The organism is Nocardia transvalensis (assembly GCF_015477765.1).
In the GTDB taxonomy this organism is placed as follows: domain Bacteria; phylum Actinomycetota; class Actinomycetes; order Mycobacteriales; family Mycobacteriaceae; genus Nocardia; species Nocardia transvalensis_A.
Genome location: NZ_JADLQQ010000007.1, coordinates 542,698 through 560,785, shown reverse-complemented (window position 1 = coordinate 560,785; position 18,088 = coordinate 542,698). Strand labels below are relative to the sequence as shown.

At 68.5% G+C, this 18,088-nt stretch carries 17 protein-coding genes and 1 pseudogene; 9 read left to right on the top strand and 9 right to left on the bottom strand.

Annotation, left to right across the window (positions count from 1 at the left end; genetic code table 11):
- Nucleotide 1 precedes the first annotated feature (1 nt).
- A complete protein-coding gene (locus IU452_RS23360; RefSeq protein ID WP_195111234.1) occupies nucleotides 2-646 on the top strand; it encodes a response regulator in 645 nt (214 codons plus the stop codon).
- A gap of 319 nt (nucleotides 647-965) precedes the next feature.
- A pseudogene (locus IU452_RS39590) lies at nucleotides 966-2,255 on the top strand (BTAD domain-containing putative transcriptional regulator); the annotation flags it as partial.
- A gap of 183 nt (nucleotides 2,256-2,438) precedes the next feature.
- Here the strand turns inward: IU452_RS39590 and IU452_RS23345 are convergent.
- The 3 genes from IU452_RS23345 to IU452_RS23335 all read right to left on the bottom strand — a co-directional run bounded on the left by IU452_RS23345 (nucleotide 2,439) and on the right by IU452_RS23335 (nucleotide 5,758).
- Entirely contained in the window at nucleotides 2,439-3,092 is a 654-nt protein-coding gene (locus IU452_RS23345) for an HD domain-containing protein (RefSeq protein ID WP_228818537.1), read from the bottom strand.
- A 45-nt stretch (nucleotides 3,093-3,137) separates the two neighbouring features.
- Nucleotides 3,138-4,124, bottom strand: a complete 987-nt coding sequence (locus IU452_RS23340) for a phosphotriesterase family protein (protein WP_195111232.1) — start codon at nucleotides 4,122-4,124, stop codon at nucleotides 3,138-3,140.
- Between the two features lie 116 nt (nucleotides 4,125-4,240).
- Entirely contained in the window at nucleotides 4,241-5,758 is a 1,518-nt protein-coding gene (locus IU452_RS23335; protein ID WP_195111231.1) for a carboxylesterase/lipase family protein, read from the bottom strand.
- 399 nt (nucleotides 5,759-6,157) lie between these two features.
- Here IU452_RS23335 and IU452_RS23330 point away from each other — a divergent pair, with 399 nt between their 5' ends.
- Nucleotides 6,158-7,675: a SulP family inorganic anion transporter gene (locus tag IU452_RS23330; RefSeq protein ID WP_195111230.1), complete on the top strand. Its 1,518-nt coding sequence runs from the start codon at nucleotides 6,158-6,160 to the stop codon at nucleotides 7,673-7,675.
- Between the two features lie 109 nt (nucleotides 7,676-7,784).
- Here IU452_RS23330 and IU452_RS39255 read toward each other — a convergent pair whose 3' ends face one another.
- Complete coding sequence (locus IU452_RS39255; protein WP_324192775.1) at nucleotides 7,785-8,822, bottom strand: asparaginase; 1,038 nt, start codon at nucleotides 8,820-8,822, stop codon at nucleotides 7,785-7,787.
- A gap of 88 nt (nucleotides 8,823-8,910) precedes the next feature.
- On the opposite strand from IU452_RS39255, the gene IU452_RS23320 reads away from it, so the two are divergent.
- The 3 genes from IU452_RS23320 to IU452_RS23310 are packed head-to-tail and all read left to right on the top strand — an operon-like array spanning nucleotide 8,911 to nucleotide 10,728.
- Entirely contained in the window at nucleotides 8,911-9,861 is a 951-nt protein-coding gene (locus IU452_RS23320; protein WP_195111229.1) for a carbon-nitrogen hydrolase family protein, read from the top strand.
- Between the two features lie 30 nt (nucleotides 9,862-9,891).
- Nucleotides 9,892-10,368, top strand: coding sequence for a nitroreductase family deazaflavin-dependent oxidoreductase (locus IU452_RS23315; protein ID WP_195111228.1), 477 nt, complete (start codon nucleotides 9,892-9,894; stop codon nucleotides 10,366-10,368).
- 36 nt (nucleotides 10,369-10,404) lie between these two features.
- Nucleotides 10,405-10,728 (top strand): hypothetical protein, encoded by a 324-nt coding sequence (locus IU452_RS23310; RefSeq protein ID WP_195111227.1) that lies wholly within the window; start codon nucleotides 10,405-10,407, stop codon nucleotides 10,726-10,728.
- A 24-nt stretch (nucleotides 10,729-10,752) separates the two neighbouring features.
- Here the strand turns inward: IU452_RS23310 and IU452_RS23305 are convergent, their stop codons facing one another.
- Both IU452_RS23305 and IU452_RS23300 read right to left on the bottom strand, forming a co-directional pair.
- Entirely contained in the window at nucleotides 10,753-11,598 is an 846-nt protein-coding gene (locus IU452_RS23305; RefSeq protein ID WP_195111226.1) for an arginase family protein, read from the bottom strand.
- A gap of 112 nt (nucleotides 11,599-11,710) precedes the next feature.
- Nucleotides 11,711-12,031 carry a hypothetical protein gene (locus IU452_RS23300; RefSeq protein ID WP_195111225.1) on the bottom strand — a complete coding sequence of 107 codons (321 nt, stop codon included), beginning with the start codon at nucleotides 12,029-12,031 and terminating at the stop codon, nucleotides 11,711-11,713.
- A gap of 236 nt (nucleotides 12,032-12,267) precedes the next feature.
- Here IU452_RS23300 and IU452_RS23295 point away from each other — a divergent pair, with 236 nt between their 5' ends.
- On the top strand, nucleotides 12,268-13,254 hold the full coding sequence (locus IU452_RS23295) for a glycosyltransferase family 9 protein (protein ID WP_195111224.1): 987 nt from the start codon (nucleotides 12,268-12,270) through the stop codon (nucleotides 13,252-13,254).
- A 64-nt stretch (nucleotides 13,255-13,318) separates the two neighbouring features.
- On the opposite strand, the gene IU452_RS23290 is transcribed toward IU452_RS23295, so the two are convergent.
- Nucleotides 13,319-13,645, bottom strand: a complete 327-nt coding sequence (locus IU452_RS23290) for a metalloregulator ArsR/SmtB family transcription factor (protein ID WP_324192774.1) — start codon at nucleotides 13,643-13,645, stop codon at nucleotides 13,319-13,321.
- Between the two features lie 184 nt (nucleotides 13,646-13,829).
- Between IU452_RS23290 and IU452_RS39585 the strand changes: the two genes are divergently transcribed.
- Nucleotides 13,830-14,492, top strand: a complete 663-nt coding sequence (locus IU452_RS39585; RefSeq protein WP_195111222.1) for a M23 family metallopeptidase — start codon at nucleotides 13,830-13,832, stop codon at nucleotides 14,490-14,492.
- A 259-nt stretch (nucleotides 14,493-14,751) separates the two neighbouring features.
- Here IU452_RS39585 and IU452_RS23280 read toward each other — a convergent pair whose 3' ends face one another.
- A complete protein-coding gene (locus IU452_RS23280) occupies nucleotides 14,752-15,312 on the bottom strand; it encodes a PadR family transcriptional regulator (RefSeq protein ID WP_195111221.1) in 561 nt (186 codons plus the stop codon).
- A 118-nt stretch (nucleotides 15,313-15,430) separates the two neighbouring features.
- On the opposite strand from IU452_RS23280, the gene IU452_RS23275 reads away from it, so the two are divergent.
- Nucleotides 15,431-16,729, top strand: coding sequence for a hypothetical protein (locus tag IU452_RS23275; protein ID WP_195111220.1), 1,299 nt, complete (start codon nucleotides 15,431-15,433; stop codon nucleotides 16,727-16,729).
- A 97-nt stretch (nucleotides 16,730-16,826) separates the two neighbouring features.
- Here IU452_RS23275 and IU452_RS23270 read toward each other — a convergent pair whose 3' ends face one another.
- Complete coding sequence (locus IU452_RS23270; RefSeq protein WP_195111219.1) at nucleotides 16,827-17,975, bottom strand: FG-GAP repeat domain-containing protein; 1,149 nt, start codon at nucleotides 17,973-17,975, stop codon at nucleotides 16,827-16,829.
- Between the last annotated feature and the right edge of the window lie 113 nt (nucleotides 17,976-18,088).

The following is an 18,088-nucleotide window of genomic DNA, read 5'->3' as shown; positions in this document are numbered from 1 at the left end:
TATGACCGAAAAACCAACCCGGATAGTGATTGCCGACGACCATACGGTGATGCGCGCCGGTGTCGTCGCCCTGCTCGCCGGCGAGCCGAGCATCGACATCGTCGGCGAGGCCGACGACGGCCGCGGCGCCCTCGAACTCGTCGAACGCCTCGAACCCGATGTCGCACTGCTGGATCTGCGCATGCCGGTCCTCGACGGCGTCACAGCCACCGCCGAAATCACCGGACGCACCACAACGCACGTGCTGATCCTGACCACCTTCGACACCGACGCCGAGATCGAGCGGGCGGTCGAGGCGGGCGCCATCGGCTACCTGCTCAAAGACACCTCACGCGAGCAGTTGGTCGACGCGATCCACGCCGCCGCCCGCGGCGAAACCGTGCTCGCACCGCGCGTCGCCGAACGCCTGATGGCCCGCATGCGCCGACCTACCCTGCCCTCCCTCACCGCCCGCGAAATGGACGTGCTCAACGCGGTGGCCGATGGGCTGTCCAACGTCGAGATAGGCCGCAAACTCGTCATCGCGGAGGCCACCGTCAAAACCCACCTGCTCCGCGTCTTCGCCAAACTCGACGTCAGCGACCGCACCCACGCCGTCGTCACCGCCCTCGAACGCGGCCTACTGACACGCCCGAAGCCGAACTGACGAAAACCGTGCGGCGAGACCGATGTGCCCACCAGCCGCGCGGCTGACCAGGCGCATGCTGGCGGGCACGAGCAGATGCGAACCCCTCGCACTCGCACCTGCAGCGGTGCCGTCAAGGTTTCTCCCGAATGAGTGCATACAGCTGAAATTCGGCTGGAATGCCTGGTCATCGGCGGCTGAGTCCTTCCGGCGTGAACTGCTGCCCCTGGGATGAGGCGGCGGTGGAGGTCGGCGACGTGGTTAGACTCGGAGCTGGTAGACGGCGCGATCCTGGGGAGGGATTGCCGTGGGGCAGATACGGTACGGCGTTCTCGGCTCGATGACGGCGCGCCGGGACGGGCGAGACCTCGATCTGGGGCCGGCGAGGCAGCAGGCCGTGCTGGTTGTCCTCCTGTTGGAGATGAACCGGCCGGTGCCCATCGGCAGAATCATCGCTGCCGTATGGGGTGAGCACCCGCCGGACGAGGCGCGGAATACCGTGCAGAGCTACGTCAGCCGTCTGCGCAAATCGCTCGGCCTCGGCGCCATGTCGGAGGATTCGGACACGATCCCCGCGCTGGTGTGGTCGAAGGCCGGCTACACGTTGCGAGGCGATCCCGCAGAGCTGGACCTCGTAGCGTTCGAACGGCACTTGACCGACGCTGACGAGCGTTATCGGCGAGGCTGGCTCGACGAGGCCGTGGAGCACATCGATTCGGCGTTGGCGTTGTGGCGCGGTGAACCCTTCAGCGGGCTGGAGGGTTCGGTGATCGCCGCCCAGCGGCGACGGTTGCAGGAACGGCGCCTTGCCGCTCTGGAGCAACGGGCGGCGATCATGATGGATCGTGGCCTGACCGATGACGCAGTCACCGAGCTCGTTCATTTGGTGACCGCGCATCCGCTGCGGGAGCGGCTGCGCTCGGTGTTGATGCTCGCGCTCTACCGCTGTGGTCGGCGGGCAGAGGCGCTGTCGGTATTCCAGGATGCCCGGCGGCTCCTGAAAGATGAGCTGGGTATAGACCCCGGCCCAGAGTTGTGTCGGGTGCACGAACAGATTCTGCGCGACGACACCGCTCTCAATAGCGGCCCCTGGGCCGGTGCGCAGCGCAGCCGGAACACCCTTCCGGCCGATATCGCCGATTTCACCGGCCGTGACGAGGAGATGCGACGACTGCTCGCCGCGATCCCGGCAGACGACCGGTCCTCCGACCGGCCTCTCTTCACCATCGCGATCGACGGGATGGCTGGCGTCGGGAAGACCGCTTTTGCATTGCATGCCGCGCACCAGCTCGAAGAGCGATATCCCGACTTCCAGATCTTCATAGACCTGCACGGCTACGCGACCGATCGAGAAGCGCTGGAGCCAGGCGCGGCGCTGGATACGCTGCTGAGGTCGGTGGGCGTTCCGGGCGAGCAGATCCCCAACAGCGTCGACGCTCGGGCCGCGTTGTGGCGGGCACAGCTCGCGGGTCGTAAGGCTTTGGTCGTGTTGGACAACGCTGTCGACGCCGAGCAAGTGCGGCTGTTGCTTCCCGGTGCGTCCGGGTGCCTTGTGTTGATCACCAGCCGACGCCGGCTGGTGGCCCTGGACGGGTCCTTACCGCTGGCGCTGGACACCCTCGACCCCGCAAACGCTGCCGAGCTGTTCAGTCGTGTGGCACACCGCCTTCCGAGCGGCAGCGACACCGCCGCGGTGAGAACCATGCCACCGCAAGCGATCTCGCCGCCCCGCAATAAGAGAACTCAGCTGCAGCCGATCACCATCGGGCGGTTGTGCCACCGCATCGTTCGTGAACATGTGTACAACGGCTGGTCAGGTGCCCCAGCGGCCGGAGCGGGCCCAGCGTTCCAGGTACGTGGTGTACGGCGGCTGGGTGCGTTCGCGCAGCAGTTCGGCGGCCGGTGTGCCGGGCGGGGCCTTGTCCGGACGCGTGCGTGCTTGGTCGACGATGGTGTCGACGATGGTGGTGACCGCCGCATGCCGCGGGTATGCCCGGTGAATGATCGCGGCCTGCGCATCGGTGATGTAGTCGGCCGCGCGTCTGCCCACGTCGATCCCGATGCCGGATGCGGTGAGACGGCACAGCACATTGCGATGCTGGGGGATGTGCGGCGAGGTGTGCAGGGCGATGGCCTCCCAGACGGCGTCGACACCGGCCGCCGGAAGTCCCTGTGCGGTCAGGAATTCCGCGGCCGCGTTCGCGCCGTCGACCTCGAAACGCAGGTCGCCGTTGGCGAATTCGGACAGGCCGATGTCGTGCAGGACGCAGGCCAGGAACAGCAATTCGTCGTCGTAGTCGACTCCCGCCTTCGCCTGCAGATGGTCGGCGAACATCCGGGCGAACAGGTAGCTGCGGACACTGTGGTTGGCCACCGCGCTGGACTCCTCACGTTCCACGAGTTCGAGGCTCGTGCGGGCCACGGCGGTGCCGGGCAGGGCGAGCAGCGCCGATGCGTCCGGTGTCAATGCGGTCACCTCACTTCGCGATCGGGTCGGTGGTCTCGGGGGTGATCAGGCGCGGGTGAAGTATCGACGGGGGGTGTCGACCAGCATCCCGCTGATATCGGTGTCGCGCACTCCGGCTGCGCGCAGCGCGGGCAGGACCGTGTCGGAGAGGAACTCGTAATGGCAGTCCGGCCGGAGCCGGGCACTCACGGCCAGCGCATCGGGGCCGAACAAATCGTTGAAGCAGTCTGCGTCGTGGCTGAGTACCATGCGGTCGGCGTAGCCGCGCTCACACAGGGCCGCAATGGTGTGCACCTGAGCGTCCAGCCCGGCGGTATCGGGATCGGCGCCGAAGCGGTCCATGCCGAGTATCGCTCCGCTGTCGGCGATTTCGGTGAGGTAGTCCAGGTCACCGGTGCCGGTGCAATGGCCGATGACGACCTTGGTGAGATCGACTCCCTCGGCGCGGTACAGCTCGATCGCCGCCCGTCCCGACCGAGCTCGGGCGTTGGTGTGGGTGGTGATCGGCGCGCCGGTCTCCCGGTGCGCGCGGGCCACGGCTCGGCACACGCGCTCGACGCCGGGCGACATGGCTTCCTGCACTGCGCATTTCAGAAACGCGGCTTTGACACCGGTCTCGGCGATGCCCTCGGTGAGATCGCGCACGAAGTCGGTCACCATCGGATCGGTACCGTCCGGATCGACCTCCAGACCCGGCCCCCGGTAGTGGTACACCAGCGGCACATCGTGAAAGGTGTAGATCCCCGTCGCGACCACGATGTTCAGCTCGGGCACCCCGGCGGCGACCCGCTGGATGCGCGGAACGTCGCGGCCCAGACCCAGCACCGTCGGATCCACGATCGTCCGGATACCCTTGCCGACCAGCGACCGCAGCTTGTCGATCGCATCGGCGACCCGCTCGTCCTCGTCCCACGCGCCACGCCCGTAGTTCTGCATGTACTCCGGATGCAGGATGAAGATGTGGTCGTGCATCAGCGTAGGCCCGAGCCGGTCGACGTCGATCGCCCCCCTGACGGTCTCCACGGTCGCCACGAGGACCCCTTTCACGATCGGCGGACAGCGATCGGAACGCCACTCTCCCCACGATGTTAGCTGACCGATAACTGCCGCTACGTAGTACGACGAAACGGTGGGCGAGGGAAGGTCGCCTACTGCTGCCGCAACGGCAGCGGCTCGAACGTGACGCCCTCCCAGATGCGATCGGAATCCCGTTCCGGATAGCGGGCGGTCCGGGACCGGACATCGAAGATGCGGGTCTGCCGGGTCTGCGGAGTGTAGGTGGGCCAGCCGGGATCACCGGTCCGGATGAACGACAGCCACGCCGACCGCATTTGCTCACCGAGCGCCACCGCCGTGTCCGGCGGTGGACTGCCGTAGATCCACCTGCCGAAGTCCGAGTCGAAAGTGTCGAAGATCAACGGCATCTCGATGCAGTGCCCGGCACCCGCACGGGTTTCGTCGTAGCAGAGCTCGAACAGGTGAGTGGTCCCGCCACCGCCGGTGTGTGCCCGGGCGAGCCGCACGGTGGGTATGCGGATCATGGCGTCGGAGCACACGGCCGAGAACAGCTGTGCGTCACTGGCGCCGGGGTTGGCGCTGCGATAGACCCGCGGTCCGTCGGGGGCCGGCGACAGCTCTCGCAACGCCTGGTCGGCCTGCTCGGCGGTGATCGCGTCCGGTCCCCCGAACTCGGACATGATGAACATGTCGAACTCGTCCCGGCTGTGGCCGACGAGCAGCGCGACATCCTTACCGGCACCGCGGGCCAGCGCGCGCTCCGGCATTTCGGGAACAACGACGGGGTCGATCACGGGGCCGACGAGGGTCGGCGTCACGACGAGTTCGTACCCCCACCGATCCTGGTACCCGGCGGTGTCCTTCGCTACCGCCGCCGCGGCTTCGGCGAGCGTTTGCGGGTCGACGGTGACCAGGTCGCCGAGCGTCGGCCTTCTGCCGACCCGGTCGGCGACCACCGTCGCAATATCCGTGGCCAGTTCGAGCGAGGGCAACACGCCGGGGAAGCTCTGCACGATCGCACGATGAAAAAGCCCTCTGGCCGGTCGCGCCCCCAGCAGGATGGCGACGGAGCAAGCGCCGGCGGATTCGCCACCGACGGTGACGTTGGCAGGATCACCGCCGAAAGCGGCGATATTGTCCCGGACCCATTCGAGAGCGGCTATCTGATCGAGCAGTCCCCGGTTGTCGGGCGCCCCGTCGAATCGGCCGAACCCCTCTACGGAGACCCGGTAGTTGAACGAGACCACCACGATCCGGCCTTGGGCAGCCAGGTGAGATCCGTCGCGGGTCGGGCCCGCCGAGGAATTGCGCATGAACCCGCCACCGTAGATCCACACCAGCACCGGAAGGCCGGATGCCTGCGTGTCCGGCGACCACACATTGACCGTCAGCCACTCGCCCGGATCCCCCACCGCCGCGGTCGTGCGCAGCGGGCTTCCACTCCACGGAATAACCGGATTGCTCGCCTGGGGCGGCGGCGGACCGAACGCGAATGCCTCACGGACGCCGTGCCATTCGGCACACGGGACCGGCGCCTGCAACCGCAGCTTTCCCACTGGTGGCTGCGCGAAGGGAATTCCGCGGAACACCGCGAGCCCGTTCTCGGTCCTCCCCCGCACCCGGCCCGCAGTGGTGCGTACCTCGGGCATCACCGCCCGCTCCCGAGCTGTATCCAGTGGCAGCGTCGCCGGAGCTGCTTGCTTCCGAACATGGCCCTACCTTTCCGGTGGGTACCGGCACTACACCTCGAGCGAGAGCAATCAATTGGCAAATAATAGTGCTGATGCTAACCGTTGTGGTGCGCGCTCGTGAATGTCTCCAAGCCGGGTGGCATCGGCGCAGTGCTCGCCGCCCATGCGGGCATCGGTGAGATGTAGACCACCTTTGTGCTGGGTCTACTTGCCATTCGCCGCTCCGGGGAGAGTACGGTTCAATGGTGCTCGGCAATAGCTGAGCGTCGAGGTGCGGGCAGTGTCGCCCACCCGACCCCCCACGGTCCCTCGCCGACGAGTCGTGTGCTCGTGCTGTTCCCCTGCCTGGCGCGATCAATGAACGGAGTGCCCATCGTGACCGCCGAGCATCGATCCGGTAATGCCGACTGGTCCGTACTGGGCGCCCTGCGGAGTCCGACGCGGCTTCGGATCGAGGTGCTGGCCGGGCTGGTGACGGCGCTGGCGCTGATCCCCGAGGCGCTGTCGTTCTCCATTCTCGCGGGCGTGGACCCCAAGGTGGGGTTGTTCGCCGCGTTCACCATGGCGGTCACGATCGCGATCACCGGCGGCCGCCGCGCCATGATCTCCGGCGCGGCCGGGTCGACGGCGCTGGTCGTCGCGCCGGTGGTCCGCGACCACGGCATGGACTATCTGATCGCGACAGTACTTTTGGCCGGTGTGCTGCAGATCGCGTTGAGCGCGGCCGGAGTCACGAAACTGATGCGGTTCATCCCGCGTAGCGTCATGGTCGGATTCGTCAACGCGCTCGCGATCCTCATCTTCAGCGCCCAGCTGCCACACCTGATCGGCGTGCCCTGGCTGGTGTACCCGATGGTCGCGGCCGGACTGCTCATCATCGTATTCCTGCCGAAACTCACCACACTGGTCCCCTCGCCGCTGATAGCGATCATCGTGCTCACCGCGATCACCCTGTCGTTCGGGCTGCACCTACCAACCGTCGGCGACGAGGGCGCGCTACCGACCAGCCTGCCGTCACTGGTGATCCCCCACGTCCCGATCACGCTCGGCACCCTGGCGATCATCGCACCCTACGCACTGGCGATGGCGCTGGTCGGCCTGCTGGAGTCGCTGATGACCGCCAACCTGGTCGACGACATCACCGACACCGGCTCCAGCAAGTCCCGCGAAGCCTGGGGCCAAGGCGTGGCCAACATCGTCACCGGCTTCTTCGGCGGAATCGGCGGCTGCGCCATGATCGGCCAGACCATGGTCAACGTGAAGATCGCCGGCGCCCGCACCCGCATCTCCACCTTCCTCACCGGCATATTCCTGCTCATCCTGGTGGTCGCCCTCAGCGACCTCGTCGCACGCATCCCCATGGCCGCACTGGCCGCAGTCATGATCATGGTCTCGATCACCACCTTCGACTGGCACTCCATCACACCCAAAACCTTGCGGCGCATGCCCATCGCCGAAACAACCGTCATGGCAGTGACGGTCGTGGTGACCGTCGCGACCTCCGACCTCGCCATCGGTGTCATCGTCGGCGTCCTCACCGCCATGGTCGCCTTCGCCCACCGCGTCGCCCACTTCACCGAGGTCACCGCGGTGCCCGACGAATCGGCCGACACCAGGGTCTACAAGGTGCGCGGCGAATTGTTCTTCGCCTCCAGCAACGACCTGGTCTCCCAGTTCGACTACACCGGAGACCCACCCAAGATCATCATCGACATGAGCGAAACCCACATCTGGGACGCCTCCACCGTCGCCGCCCTCGACGCCATCACCACGAAATACCGCAGAAAAGGCAAGCAGGTGCAGATCGTCGGGCTCAACCCGGCCTCCCAGCAACGCCACCAGCGCCTCAGCGGGCACCTCACCGGCGCCACCTGACGTGGGCGTCCGCCCACGGCCACACCCCCGAGCTATCGCGTTCCCGCCCGGGTGAGGCTGCGGCGGATGCCGTAGACGAGCGCTCTGGACGATACTTCGCCCGAAGGCCTCACCCGGATCCCTGGGGCCACGGCCACTGTTCGGGACCGGTGCAGCCGCCCGCCACGGCGACGGCCGTTGCCAGCGTGGTGCGGTCGCACCCGGCGCTGAGCAGAGCAGCGGTCAGGATGCGGGCCTTCAACGGGTCGAGGTAACCGGCCGGGATCAGTCCTCGGGCGAGGAGGTCGCGTTCGGAACCGGGGAATCCGTAGGTGGTTTCGAGGACGGAACCGGAGCCGGTTCGCGAGGCCAGCACCACCGGGACCCTGCCTGCCAGGCGTGCGAGGGCCGGCACCAGCCCGGTCGGGACATGACCGGCACCGAGGGCGGCGACGACCAGTCCATCGAGGTGATCGGCGAGGAGGTCGACGACGGTGCCGTCGTCGCCGAGGGCGACAGTGTGGATCGCGACGCGCTGGTCGTCGTGGGGTGCGGCGGGCACGAGGGTGCGGTGGGTCAGGCGGTTGAGAAAGCGCGGTCGGCCCTCCACCAGGTAGCCGAGGGGCCCGCCGTCGCGTGATCGGAATGTGGCGGTGCTGGCCGTGTGGGTCTTGCGGACCCGGCGGGCGGCGTGGATCTCGTCGTCGAACACCACCAGACAGCCTTGATCTCGGGCCTCCGGGCTGGCGGCGGTGCTGATCGCGCCGAGCAGGTTGGCCGGTCCGTCGGCCCCGGCGAGGGTGGGATTGCGCATGGCGCCGGTAACGACGATCGGCTGCGACCCGGCGTGCAGCAGGTCCAGCAGGTACGCGGTCTCCTCGATCGTGTCGGTGCCTTGCGTGACGACGACACCGTCGACGTCGGCGATGCGCCCGCCGATCGCGTCGGCCAGGGCCGCGATATCGGAGAATGCCAACGATGCGCCCGGAAGCTGCCGGAAATCAACGGTTTCCACGGTGATCCCGGTGGCGGCGAGCCCGGGCACCGCGGCCAGCAGCTCGTCCGCGGACAAGGCCGGGACGACGCCGCCGGTGGGGCCGGTCGACATGGCGATGGTGCCGCCGAGGCCGAAAACGATGACGCGGCGGGCGATTCGAGCGTGCGACACCCTGGCAGCCTAACGAGCGCAGGCGCGGACGGACCCGTGCATCGAACCGGCCGTTCCGAAATTCGTCGACTTCGGTTAGTTTCGAGCGATGAAGCGGTTGATCGTCGCGGCCGTGCAGGCAACAAGCGAAAACGGCGCGGTCGAACGGAATCTGCGCAATGCGGCGTCGCTGGTGCGCGACGCGGTGCGTCAGGGCGCTCGGCTGGTGGTGTGCCCGGAATTCCTCGCCGCCGGCTACCAATACCGGGAAAGCATCTGGGACTGCGGGGAACCCCGCGGCGGGGCCACCGAATCCTGGCTGGCCGGTCTCGCCGCCGACCACGACATCTATATCGGCGCAACCTATCTCGAAGCCGCGGGCGATCAGTTCTACAACACCTTCGCCTTGTTCGGGCCGGGTGGGCAGCTGCTGGGCCGGGTGCGCAAGGGGTCGTTGCCCGCCTTCGAAGGCTGGTATTTCGCGCCGTCGGCGGAGCCGAAGGTGATCGACACCGACCTCGGCCGGCTCGGCATCGGGATCTGCAACGACAACCAGACCGCCGAGTTCTTCCGGCACATGGTCGATCAGGCGCCCGATCTGCTGCTGATGCCGCATTCCGCGCCGACACCGCAATTCCCGGTGCTGGCCGGGCAGTTCCGGCGGCAGTACAGCTCCATCGCCGGGTTCTACGCCCGCGAACTGGGCATCCCTGTCGTGTTCGCCAACAAGGTGTCGGCCCGCACCATTTGGACACCGGTGCCCATACTCCCCCTGGCCCGGGTGCCCTTCCGTTGCGAAGGCTTCTCGTCGATCCACCTCGCGGGCGGGCACCTCGTCGAGCAGAAAGCACGCACCGAAACAGTTGTCGTCGGCGAGGTCACCCTGGACCCCGCCCACAAGCGCACCCCTGGCCTGCGTCCCACCAGCTACTGGGCCCATCGCGGAATCCTGTCCCCCACCCTCAGCGGCCGCGCCTTCGAACTGCTCACCGTCCGAGGCCATCGCGCCTACACGACCAATCCCCGCCGCGCCGCCGCCGCCAAATCCCGCACGGCCTGACCGGATGGTAGCGGCGAAACGGAGGAACGCATGCCGAAAAGCCGACCCGCACTCCTGGATTCGGCCTTCGCCAGGACACTGCTCAAATACGGCTCCCGCGCACAGGCGTGGTTCTATCGCCGCAGTTCCGGCCGGATCGGCGGCACCTGGCGACTCGGCGCGGGTTTGCGCAAACCGGTGCCGACCCTGCTGCTCGAACACCGGGGCCGCAAGTCGGGCCGGATCTTCACCGCCCCGCTGCTCTACCTCATGTCGGGAAGCGACATCATCATCGTGGCGTCACAGGGCGGTATGGCCCGCCACCCCCAGTGGTATTTCAATCTGCTCGCCGACCCCGACACCCACGTCCAGATCCGCGCCGAGCGCCGCCCGGTCCGCGCCCGCGTCGCCACCGCGCAGGAACGCGATCGGCTGTGGCCGCGGCTGGTCGAGCTCTACGCCGACTTCGACAACTACCAGTCCTGGACACAGCGGCAGATCCCGGTGATCGTGCTGTCGCCGCGGTGACGGATTATCCGCGACCGGCGCGGGTAGGTCCCGGACATGATCACTGGACGACGATCCCTGGGCAGTTGCGCGATCGTGGCCGTGCTCGCCGCCGTGGCGCTGGGCGGATGCGAGAAGGCCCAAGAGGTGACCAACAAGGGCGGCGATACGCCGTGCAGCGAATTCGTCCAGCAGGACAACGGCAAACAGCACGTCACCGTCCGCAAGTACCTCGAGCAGGACAACAAGACGACCTCCGCGCCGAACGATCAGACCGTCGATCGGGCCGTCACCGCGATCGGACTCATGTGTAAGGCGCAGTCCAATCCCGACACCCCCATCCGCAACGCCGACCTGACCGGCATCCTGGTCCCCAGATAGCGGTTGCCTCGCGATAGCGGTGTATTAACGAGCGAGCCGGCCGAGAGCCGGTAGGAGCCGCAGCGCGGCCGCCCGGGCGCGGCCGTCGGAGTCGCAATGCGGGTCATAGGAGGTCAGGCTGACGCTGTTGGTGCGGCAGTGGCGGCCGATCTGATCGAAGCAGCGTTCCAGGGTGGCGAGGGCGGGACCGCCGCCCAGCGCATACGAGTTGGCGATGCCGTCGGAGGTATCGATGACATCCAGGTCGACATGGACATGGACGCTGGGCACCGATCGGGCCAACGCGGCCAGCGCGTCGGTGAACAGCGTGGAGTCAGCGAGCCGGTCGGCGGTGATGGTGGTGACCTGCGCGTCGTGCAGCAATGCCCGTTCGGCACGGTCGGGGGCGCGGACACCGGACAGCACGAGGCGATCGCCGGGCACGGGCCCGAAACCCGGGACCGTCGCGGTCATGTCGGTCCAGCAATAGCCGGTCAGCATCGCCACCGGCATCCCATCGATGTATCCGGTCTCCGACGTGTGCGGGGTGTGCGCGTCGGCGTGCGCATCGAACCACACCACTCCCGTCCCGGGTTCGTGCCGGTTGATACCGGCCACGGCACCGAGCACGGTGCCGCAGTCCCCCGCCAGGACAACCGGGAGTCGTCCCTCGCCCAGGGTGCGGTCCACCGCATCGGCCACCGCGGGTAGCACGGCGAAGTAGCCGTCGGCCTCCGCTTCGACCGAGACCGGGACATCGATGGTGTGCACGTCCGCGGCGGGCAGTACCGCCGCGGCACCCGCGGCGATCAGCCGGTCGGGCCCGCGACCCATGCCGTGGTCGCGGCGGCCCAGATGGTAGGGCAGCACGAGCAGTCGGATCGGTGTCACCGGTGCCCCCGAATCGTCATGTGCTCACCTCGCGGTTCCCGGGCGCACCCGGGGATGGTCCACCGCGCCCCGGCCCTCGGACCTGGGCGCGGTGTCGGCAGCGTGCGCGGAACTACTCGACGATGCGCAGGCTGCCGTGCGGCACCATGGTCACGCCGTTCGGGTCGACCTTGCCGACCACCGAGCCGGTGCAATTTCGGCCCGAGTAGACCTCGACCAGCTTGTCGGTGCTGTTGCCGACGATGGTCTGCAGTTGGACGCCGTTGACGGCGTTGCCGCCGGCGCTGGCCGGGTCGATGCAGCCCGTCGGGTTGTCGTAGTTGGTGCCGTTGATGCTGACGGTGCCCTGCGCGGCGTGCGCGGCGCCCGCCGAGAGCACACCCACCACACCGGCCGCGGCCACCGCGGCGACGAACCCAGCGGTACGAATCATGTAATCCTCCAGATGTTTTCGACGTCCCGACCGTGGACAGGCTACTAGCATCGCCGATCACGGCGGCGGCCCGGCGCGGTATTCGAGCGGCCGTGACGGATATGGCGGGGATTACGCGTTTCACGCCGGACTACGCCGGGTAGTCCTCTTCAGTGGCTCTCTTCGTCCGTGCCGTTGTGCGGGGGCCGAGTGGGTCGGGTTGTCGTGGGTCACTTGGTGGAGGCTAGGAGAAGAGGGTGGCGGTTGTACTCGTGCTGCGCGCACGCGGACTGGGCGATCTGCTCACCGCGGTCCCGGCTCTACGCGCGCTACGCCGGGCCAGGCCACACGATCACATCGCGCTCGCCGCGCCGCATCGGCTCAAGCCGATCGTGGATCTGATCGCATCCGTCGACGAGATGGTGCCGACCGCGGATCCGGAAAGTATGCGCTGGGACGGCGAACCGCCGGCACTGGCGGTGAATCTGCACAGCGGGGGCGCCGAGGGGATCGTGGAGCTGGCGAAGACCAATCCGGAACGCATTCTCACCTATCGCAATCCGGCGTTCCCGGATCTGGCCGGGCCCGACTGGCAGCACGACATGCACGACGTCGACCGCTGGTGTCATCTGCTCGAATCCGACGGGATCGCCGCCGATCGCCGCAATCTGGGGCTGGTGCCGCCGGTGGCGACCACCAGCCACCGCGACTGCGTGGTGGTGCACGTCGGTGCGGGCGCACCCGCGCGGCGCTGGCCGCCGGACCGGTTCGCGGCGGTGGTGCGGCATCTGCTGGTGCAGGGACGCGAGGTCGTGCTCACCGGTGACGAGTTCGAACGCGAACTCGCGCTGTCGATCGCCGCCCGCGCCGGGCTGGCGCATCGGAACGTGCTGGCCGGACAGCAGAACCTGATCGAACTGTCGGCCACCGTGGCCGAGGCTTCGCTGGTGGTGTGCGGCGACACCGGGGTGGCGCATCTGGCCACCGCCTTCGGCACGCGCACGGTGCTGTTGTTCGGGCCGACCCCGCCCAGCCGCGGCGGGCCGCCGCCGCATCTGCTGGGCCGCCACGTCGTGCTGTGGGCCGGACACCTGGGCGAGCACGATGGCGACATCACCGATCCGGGTCTGCTCGAGATCAGCGTCGAGCAGGTGATCGAGGCGATCGACAAACAGCTCAGTAAGCGGCCGTGGCCCGGCACCAATGTGGATCGCCGCCGGCCCGCCTACCGCCGCGTCGGCTGAACCGGCGCCGCACCGAATACGCTGCCCCGCAGGCACTGTCCGCGGGGCATTCGATCGTCGGGGCCTACGGCTGATCGACCTCCTGCTCCGCCTGCGACAGGGCGGCGGCGTAGGCGGCCAGCGCCGAGGGCCAGAACTGCTCGAGATAGTCGCGGGCGTCGGCCAGGCCGCGGGGGTCCAGCGAATACAGGCGGCGGTTGCCGTCCGGGCGCATCATCACCAGCCGGGCCGCGCGCAACACCGTCAGATGCTGCGAGACCGCCGAACTGCTCACCCCCACCGCCGCGGCCAGCTCGCCGACCGATCGCGGCGCCGCCGGTAACGCCTCGAAGATCGCCCGGCGGGTCGGATCCGCGAGGGCCGTCAACGCCCTCACTCCATTAGTCGCCACTGAAATAGAGTGCCGGGGTGCAGCGCGGGCGGTCAAGGCCGCGACGGGTCGCAATTGTCCCGGTCGACCCGGAATTACCTGCATGTTGTTCGTTCCGGTGAGCGCCGGGGCGCCCTCGTCGCACGGCTGTGACGGTCACGACAGGATTACGGAACGGGGTGGTTGCTGTCGTAAGTTGCCTGGCATGCCCGTGACCGTTTCGTTATCTTCGCGGCGTGCTCGGCGTGCCGCGCAGGCCGTGGCGATCACCGCAGTCGTCGGCGCCTCGCTGGGCACTCTCGGTGCCGCGGACCGGCACGGTGCCGGCGACGCACCCGGCCTGGCCGCGCTGCAGCAGACCTTGCCGCCCGCCCCCGCCGCGGCACCCGCCCCGGCCGCCGACGTGCACGCCGCACCGCCCGCCGACGCTCCGTGGCCGATGGCCAAGCCCGCCCGCGCCATCCACCCCACCGTGCGTCCCGTCGCAGGCGTGCTCACCTCCGGCTTCGGGATGCGCTGGGGCGCCCTGCACGCCGGTGTCGACTTCGGTGAGGCGCTGGGCACCCCGATCGCGTCGGTCACCGACGGCGTCGTGATCGAGGCCGGGCCCGCCTCCGGTTTCGGGCTGTGGGTGCGGGTGCGCCAGGACGACGGCACCATCGGCGTCTACGGCCACGTCAACGACATCCTGGTCAGCGTCGGCCAGCAGGTCCGCGCGGGCGACATCATCGCCACCGTCGGCAACCGCGGCTTCTCCACCGGCCCGCACCTGCACTACGAGGTGTGGACCAGCGACACCGGCGACAAGATCGACCCCCTCCCCTGGCTGGCCGCCCGCGGCATCGACTGCGGACAACCCCACGACTGAGCCGGCCGCCGTGCCGCCGGAGAATTCGCGAACCGAGATGAGGGGGTCCGCGAATCCCTCGGCGGCCGTCTCATGATCGAACGCTCTCGATATCCTGTGCGAATCAACCTATTTCGTGGATTGGCGGCCACCGGAGCCATCCTGGCCTCGGCGTGTGCGGCCGCGCCGACCGATGCCGGTCAGGGCGGCGTGATGTGCACCCGCGCGCACGTGAATGTGGTGAATAGTGGGCTGTCGGTGGTGAAGTCGGGGATGTCGATCAGCCGAGCCCTTCCTCGAAGCGGGCGAGAGTGGTCTCGAGCCAATGGATGTAGGAGGTCATCGAGGCGCGCCCGTGGTCGTGCGCGGTGCGCATGATGTGGGCGGCCCAGGCGGGGTCGATGTCGACGATGGGGTCGTTGTCGGCGACGAGTTCGTCGATGGTCATCGGGTCGCGGTCCTGCGCGCGGCGGTAGTCCAGTTCGGTGCGCAGCAGCCGCACGGCGATGCCGCGGCCGAGCACCCCCGCGAACAGGAAGCGAAGCATGAAGTCGGGATCCATCGGCCGCGGCGCGGGCTCGTACGGTGAATGCGCCCAGTCGAGCAGCACGCGGCGGCCGGTGTCGGTGAGCCGATAGACCTTGGCGGCGGGCGCGCCGTCGCGTGGATCGATGTCGAACTCCACCAGACCGCGATCGGCGAGTTTGGTCAAGGTGCGATAGATGTGCGGGCGGCCGACGCGGTAGCCGATGAACCGGCCCGGTCCGTCCATGCGTTTGCCGAGGTCGTAGCCGGACATCGGGCGCAGGGCCAATGTTCCGAGGACGACGTATTCGAGCATTCCCACCTCATTTCGTGCTTGCACGGCTGCCTCGGTCACCCTACACTCGCCGATGCCCAGGCACCTAGGTGTGTAGACATCTAGGTGCCGTTTCCGGGCAGAGAGAAAGGAACAGACAGTGGGTGACCTGGGTGTCGAGGTTCGTGGTCGTCGAAGAACTGCCGCGGCCCGCAGATCGGCGTGGGGCACGGTTCTTCAGGTGCTCGCGGTGTGGCTGACCGTGGCCACGGTGTGCGCCGGGGCCGTCGCCCCCGCCGCGTCGGCAGAGGCGGTGCGGGACAACTCCCCCGCGGTCGTCGGATTCTGGGCCGGTGAACGGTTTCTGGTCCCCGGCGGACCATCCGGCTATCCGAGCGATCCGGATCAGTACTGGGCCGAGCGCGATCCGAGCGTGTGGACCGCCGAGCTGTGGACACTGCTGCAGCGCCATCGGGTACCCATCTACTTCCACCTGCGCTACGGCCGCGACTTCGGCACCCCGCCGCCACATCGCCGCCTGCGCGACGACGCCCTGCCCATCCTGCGGCAGGCCGATCAGCGCGGCATCCCGGTATTCGCCTGGGTCACCGTGCCCTATGAGGACGGCTACTGGGCGACGCAGGACAACGCGCCGGTCCAGCTGGCCGCCACGGCCGCCCTCGACGACTGGGTCCGCCACAACGACCTACGGCTGGCGGGCGTCGCCTACGACATGGAGCCGCCGCTGGAGACCATCAACGCTCTGGTGGCGGGCCGATTCGATCCCGCCGCACAGGCACGCTTCATCGATCCGGCCGCCCAGTGCCGCACGATCCGGCAGTACGAGACGGTATTCGATGATGCGCGAGCGCATTTCGGCCAGGTCGTCGGCGCACCGGTGCCGTTCGCGCTCGACGACCTGGCCAACGGCGACCTCGCCCTGCAGAACGCCCTCGGCCTGTGGGGCCTGCCGCAAGGCCCGCGGGCGCTGTACTTCCAGGCATACCGCAGCACGGTCGCCGATGTGATCGGCGCCGACCCCGGCACCGGCTTCGTCGCGCACTACCTGCGCCGGGCTCAGCAGGTCCTCGGCCCCGAGCGTGGCCAGGTGACCCTCGGCGTGGCAGGCGAGGGCATCTACCGTGATCTGGGCACTCTGATCGGCGATATCCGGCTTGCCCGTGCCCTGGGCGCGGACACGATCCCGATCTACTCCCTGGAAACCGCGGTCACCGCCTATGGAGTCGACGGCGTCGAGCAACTGATCCGTGCAGGAGACGACCCACTCGACCACACCCGCGTGCGGGCGGCCGAACAATCTACACCGCAGCTCGAGCACTATCTCGCACTCATCACCGCTCTCGATGCGGGGGCGACACAATCCACCCCGGTGGTGACCGCCGCGCGGGGCGCCTCGCAGCAGCCCAACCGTTACCCCGGCTGCGCCGAGGCCGAATGAAGCCACCAGCCGCACCCCGCGTTCCCACACGCACCCCGTCCAGCGCCCCGGACGGGGTGCGTGTGCAGGCACAGGGTGCGGCTGGTGGGCGGGCGGGTCAGGAGGAGCGGTTCTTCAGGAAGGAGACGGCGTTGGCGGCGCCGGCCACGGCGATGTCGGTCTTGCCGTCGCGGTCGAAGTCGGCCAGGACCGGGGTTTGGGGCGCGGTGGTGACGGGGAATTCGCCGACCTTGTCGACCGAGCCGTCACCGGTGCCGCGCAACACCACCATGGTCGAGGACAGCACCGCCGACATCGCGGCGTCGTTCACGCCGTCACCGTCGAAATCCGCGACGGCGATGCTGGTGGGGCCCGCGCCCGACAGCGGCACCCGATGGGTGTCGCGGAAATCGCCGCGGCCGTCGGAGATCAGCACGGTGGTGCTGAAGGAGAACGAGTCGGCGGTGATCACATCGTCGATGCCGTCGCCGTCGAAATCGGCCGCCCGCACATCCTCGGTGATCAGACCGCTGGTGCTGGCGCCCTTGCGGGTGAAACCGCCGTCGCCGGTGCCCAGGAACACCTCCACCTGCTGCACGACATCGTTGTTGATCGCCAGATCCACCCGGTCGTCGCCGTCGAACCGGCCGGTGGTGAACGCCGCCGACGTCCCGGCGATCAGCGCCGACGGACCCGCGCGCAGCGTGCCGTCACCGCCGCCGAACCAGGTCTGCACCCCGGTCGGGATCATGCTCAGCACATCGGCCCTGCCGTCGGCGTTCACATCGATGATCGCGACCTGCTGCTGGGCGCCCTCCAGCGTCGGATACTTCTGTCCCACCCGGAAGGTGCCGTCGCCGTTGCCCAGGAACACCGCGATCTTCGTCCACGCCTGCGCCACCACATCCGCTGTGCCGTCACCGTCGAGATCACCCGTCGCGACCGCACCGAACCCGTTCCCCACCGCGCCCACCCGGGTACCGGAGCGGAACGTGCCATCACCATTGCCCGCCATCATGATCGGGCCGTCACCGCCGAAATCGGCGGCCACCAGATCGGTGATGCCATCGCCGGTGAAATCCGCGCCGACCGTCCCGACGGGCGACGGACCCGGCCCCCAGGACGGGAAGTTGCCGCCGGAGGGTGAATCGACCTTGGGCGCGAAGTCGATCCGCCCGGCGGCCACGGCCGGGGCGGCGGTGAGCACACCGAAGCCCAGGGCCGCGGCGGCGAGAAGGAAGCGGAGGGACGTGCGGCGAACGTACATGAGAAGTCCTGTGTCGAGCGGTGACCACTGCGAGGTGGTGCGCAGGAATCTAAGCCACGCCCGCGACGCGGCCCGCCCGGTTGACGGGAATTCGTCGGATTGCCGGACCGGCG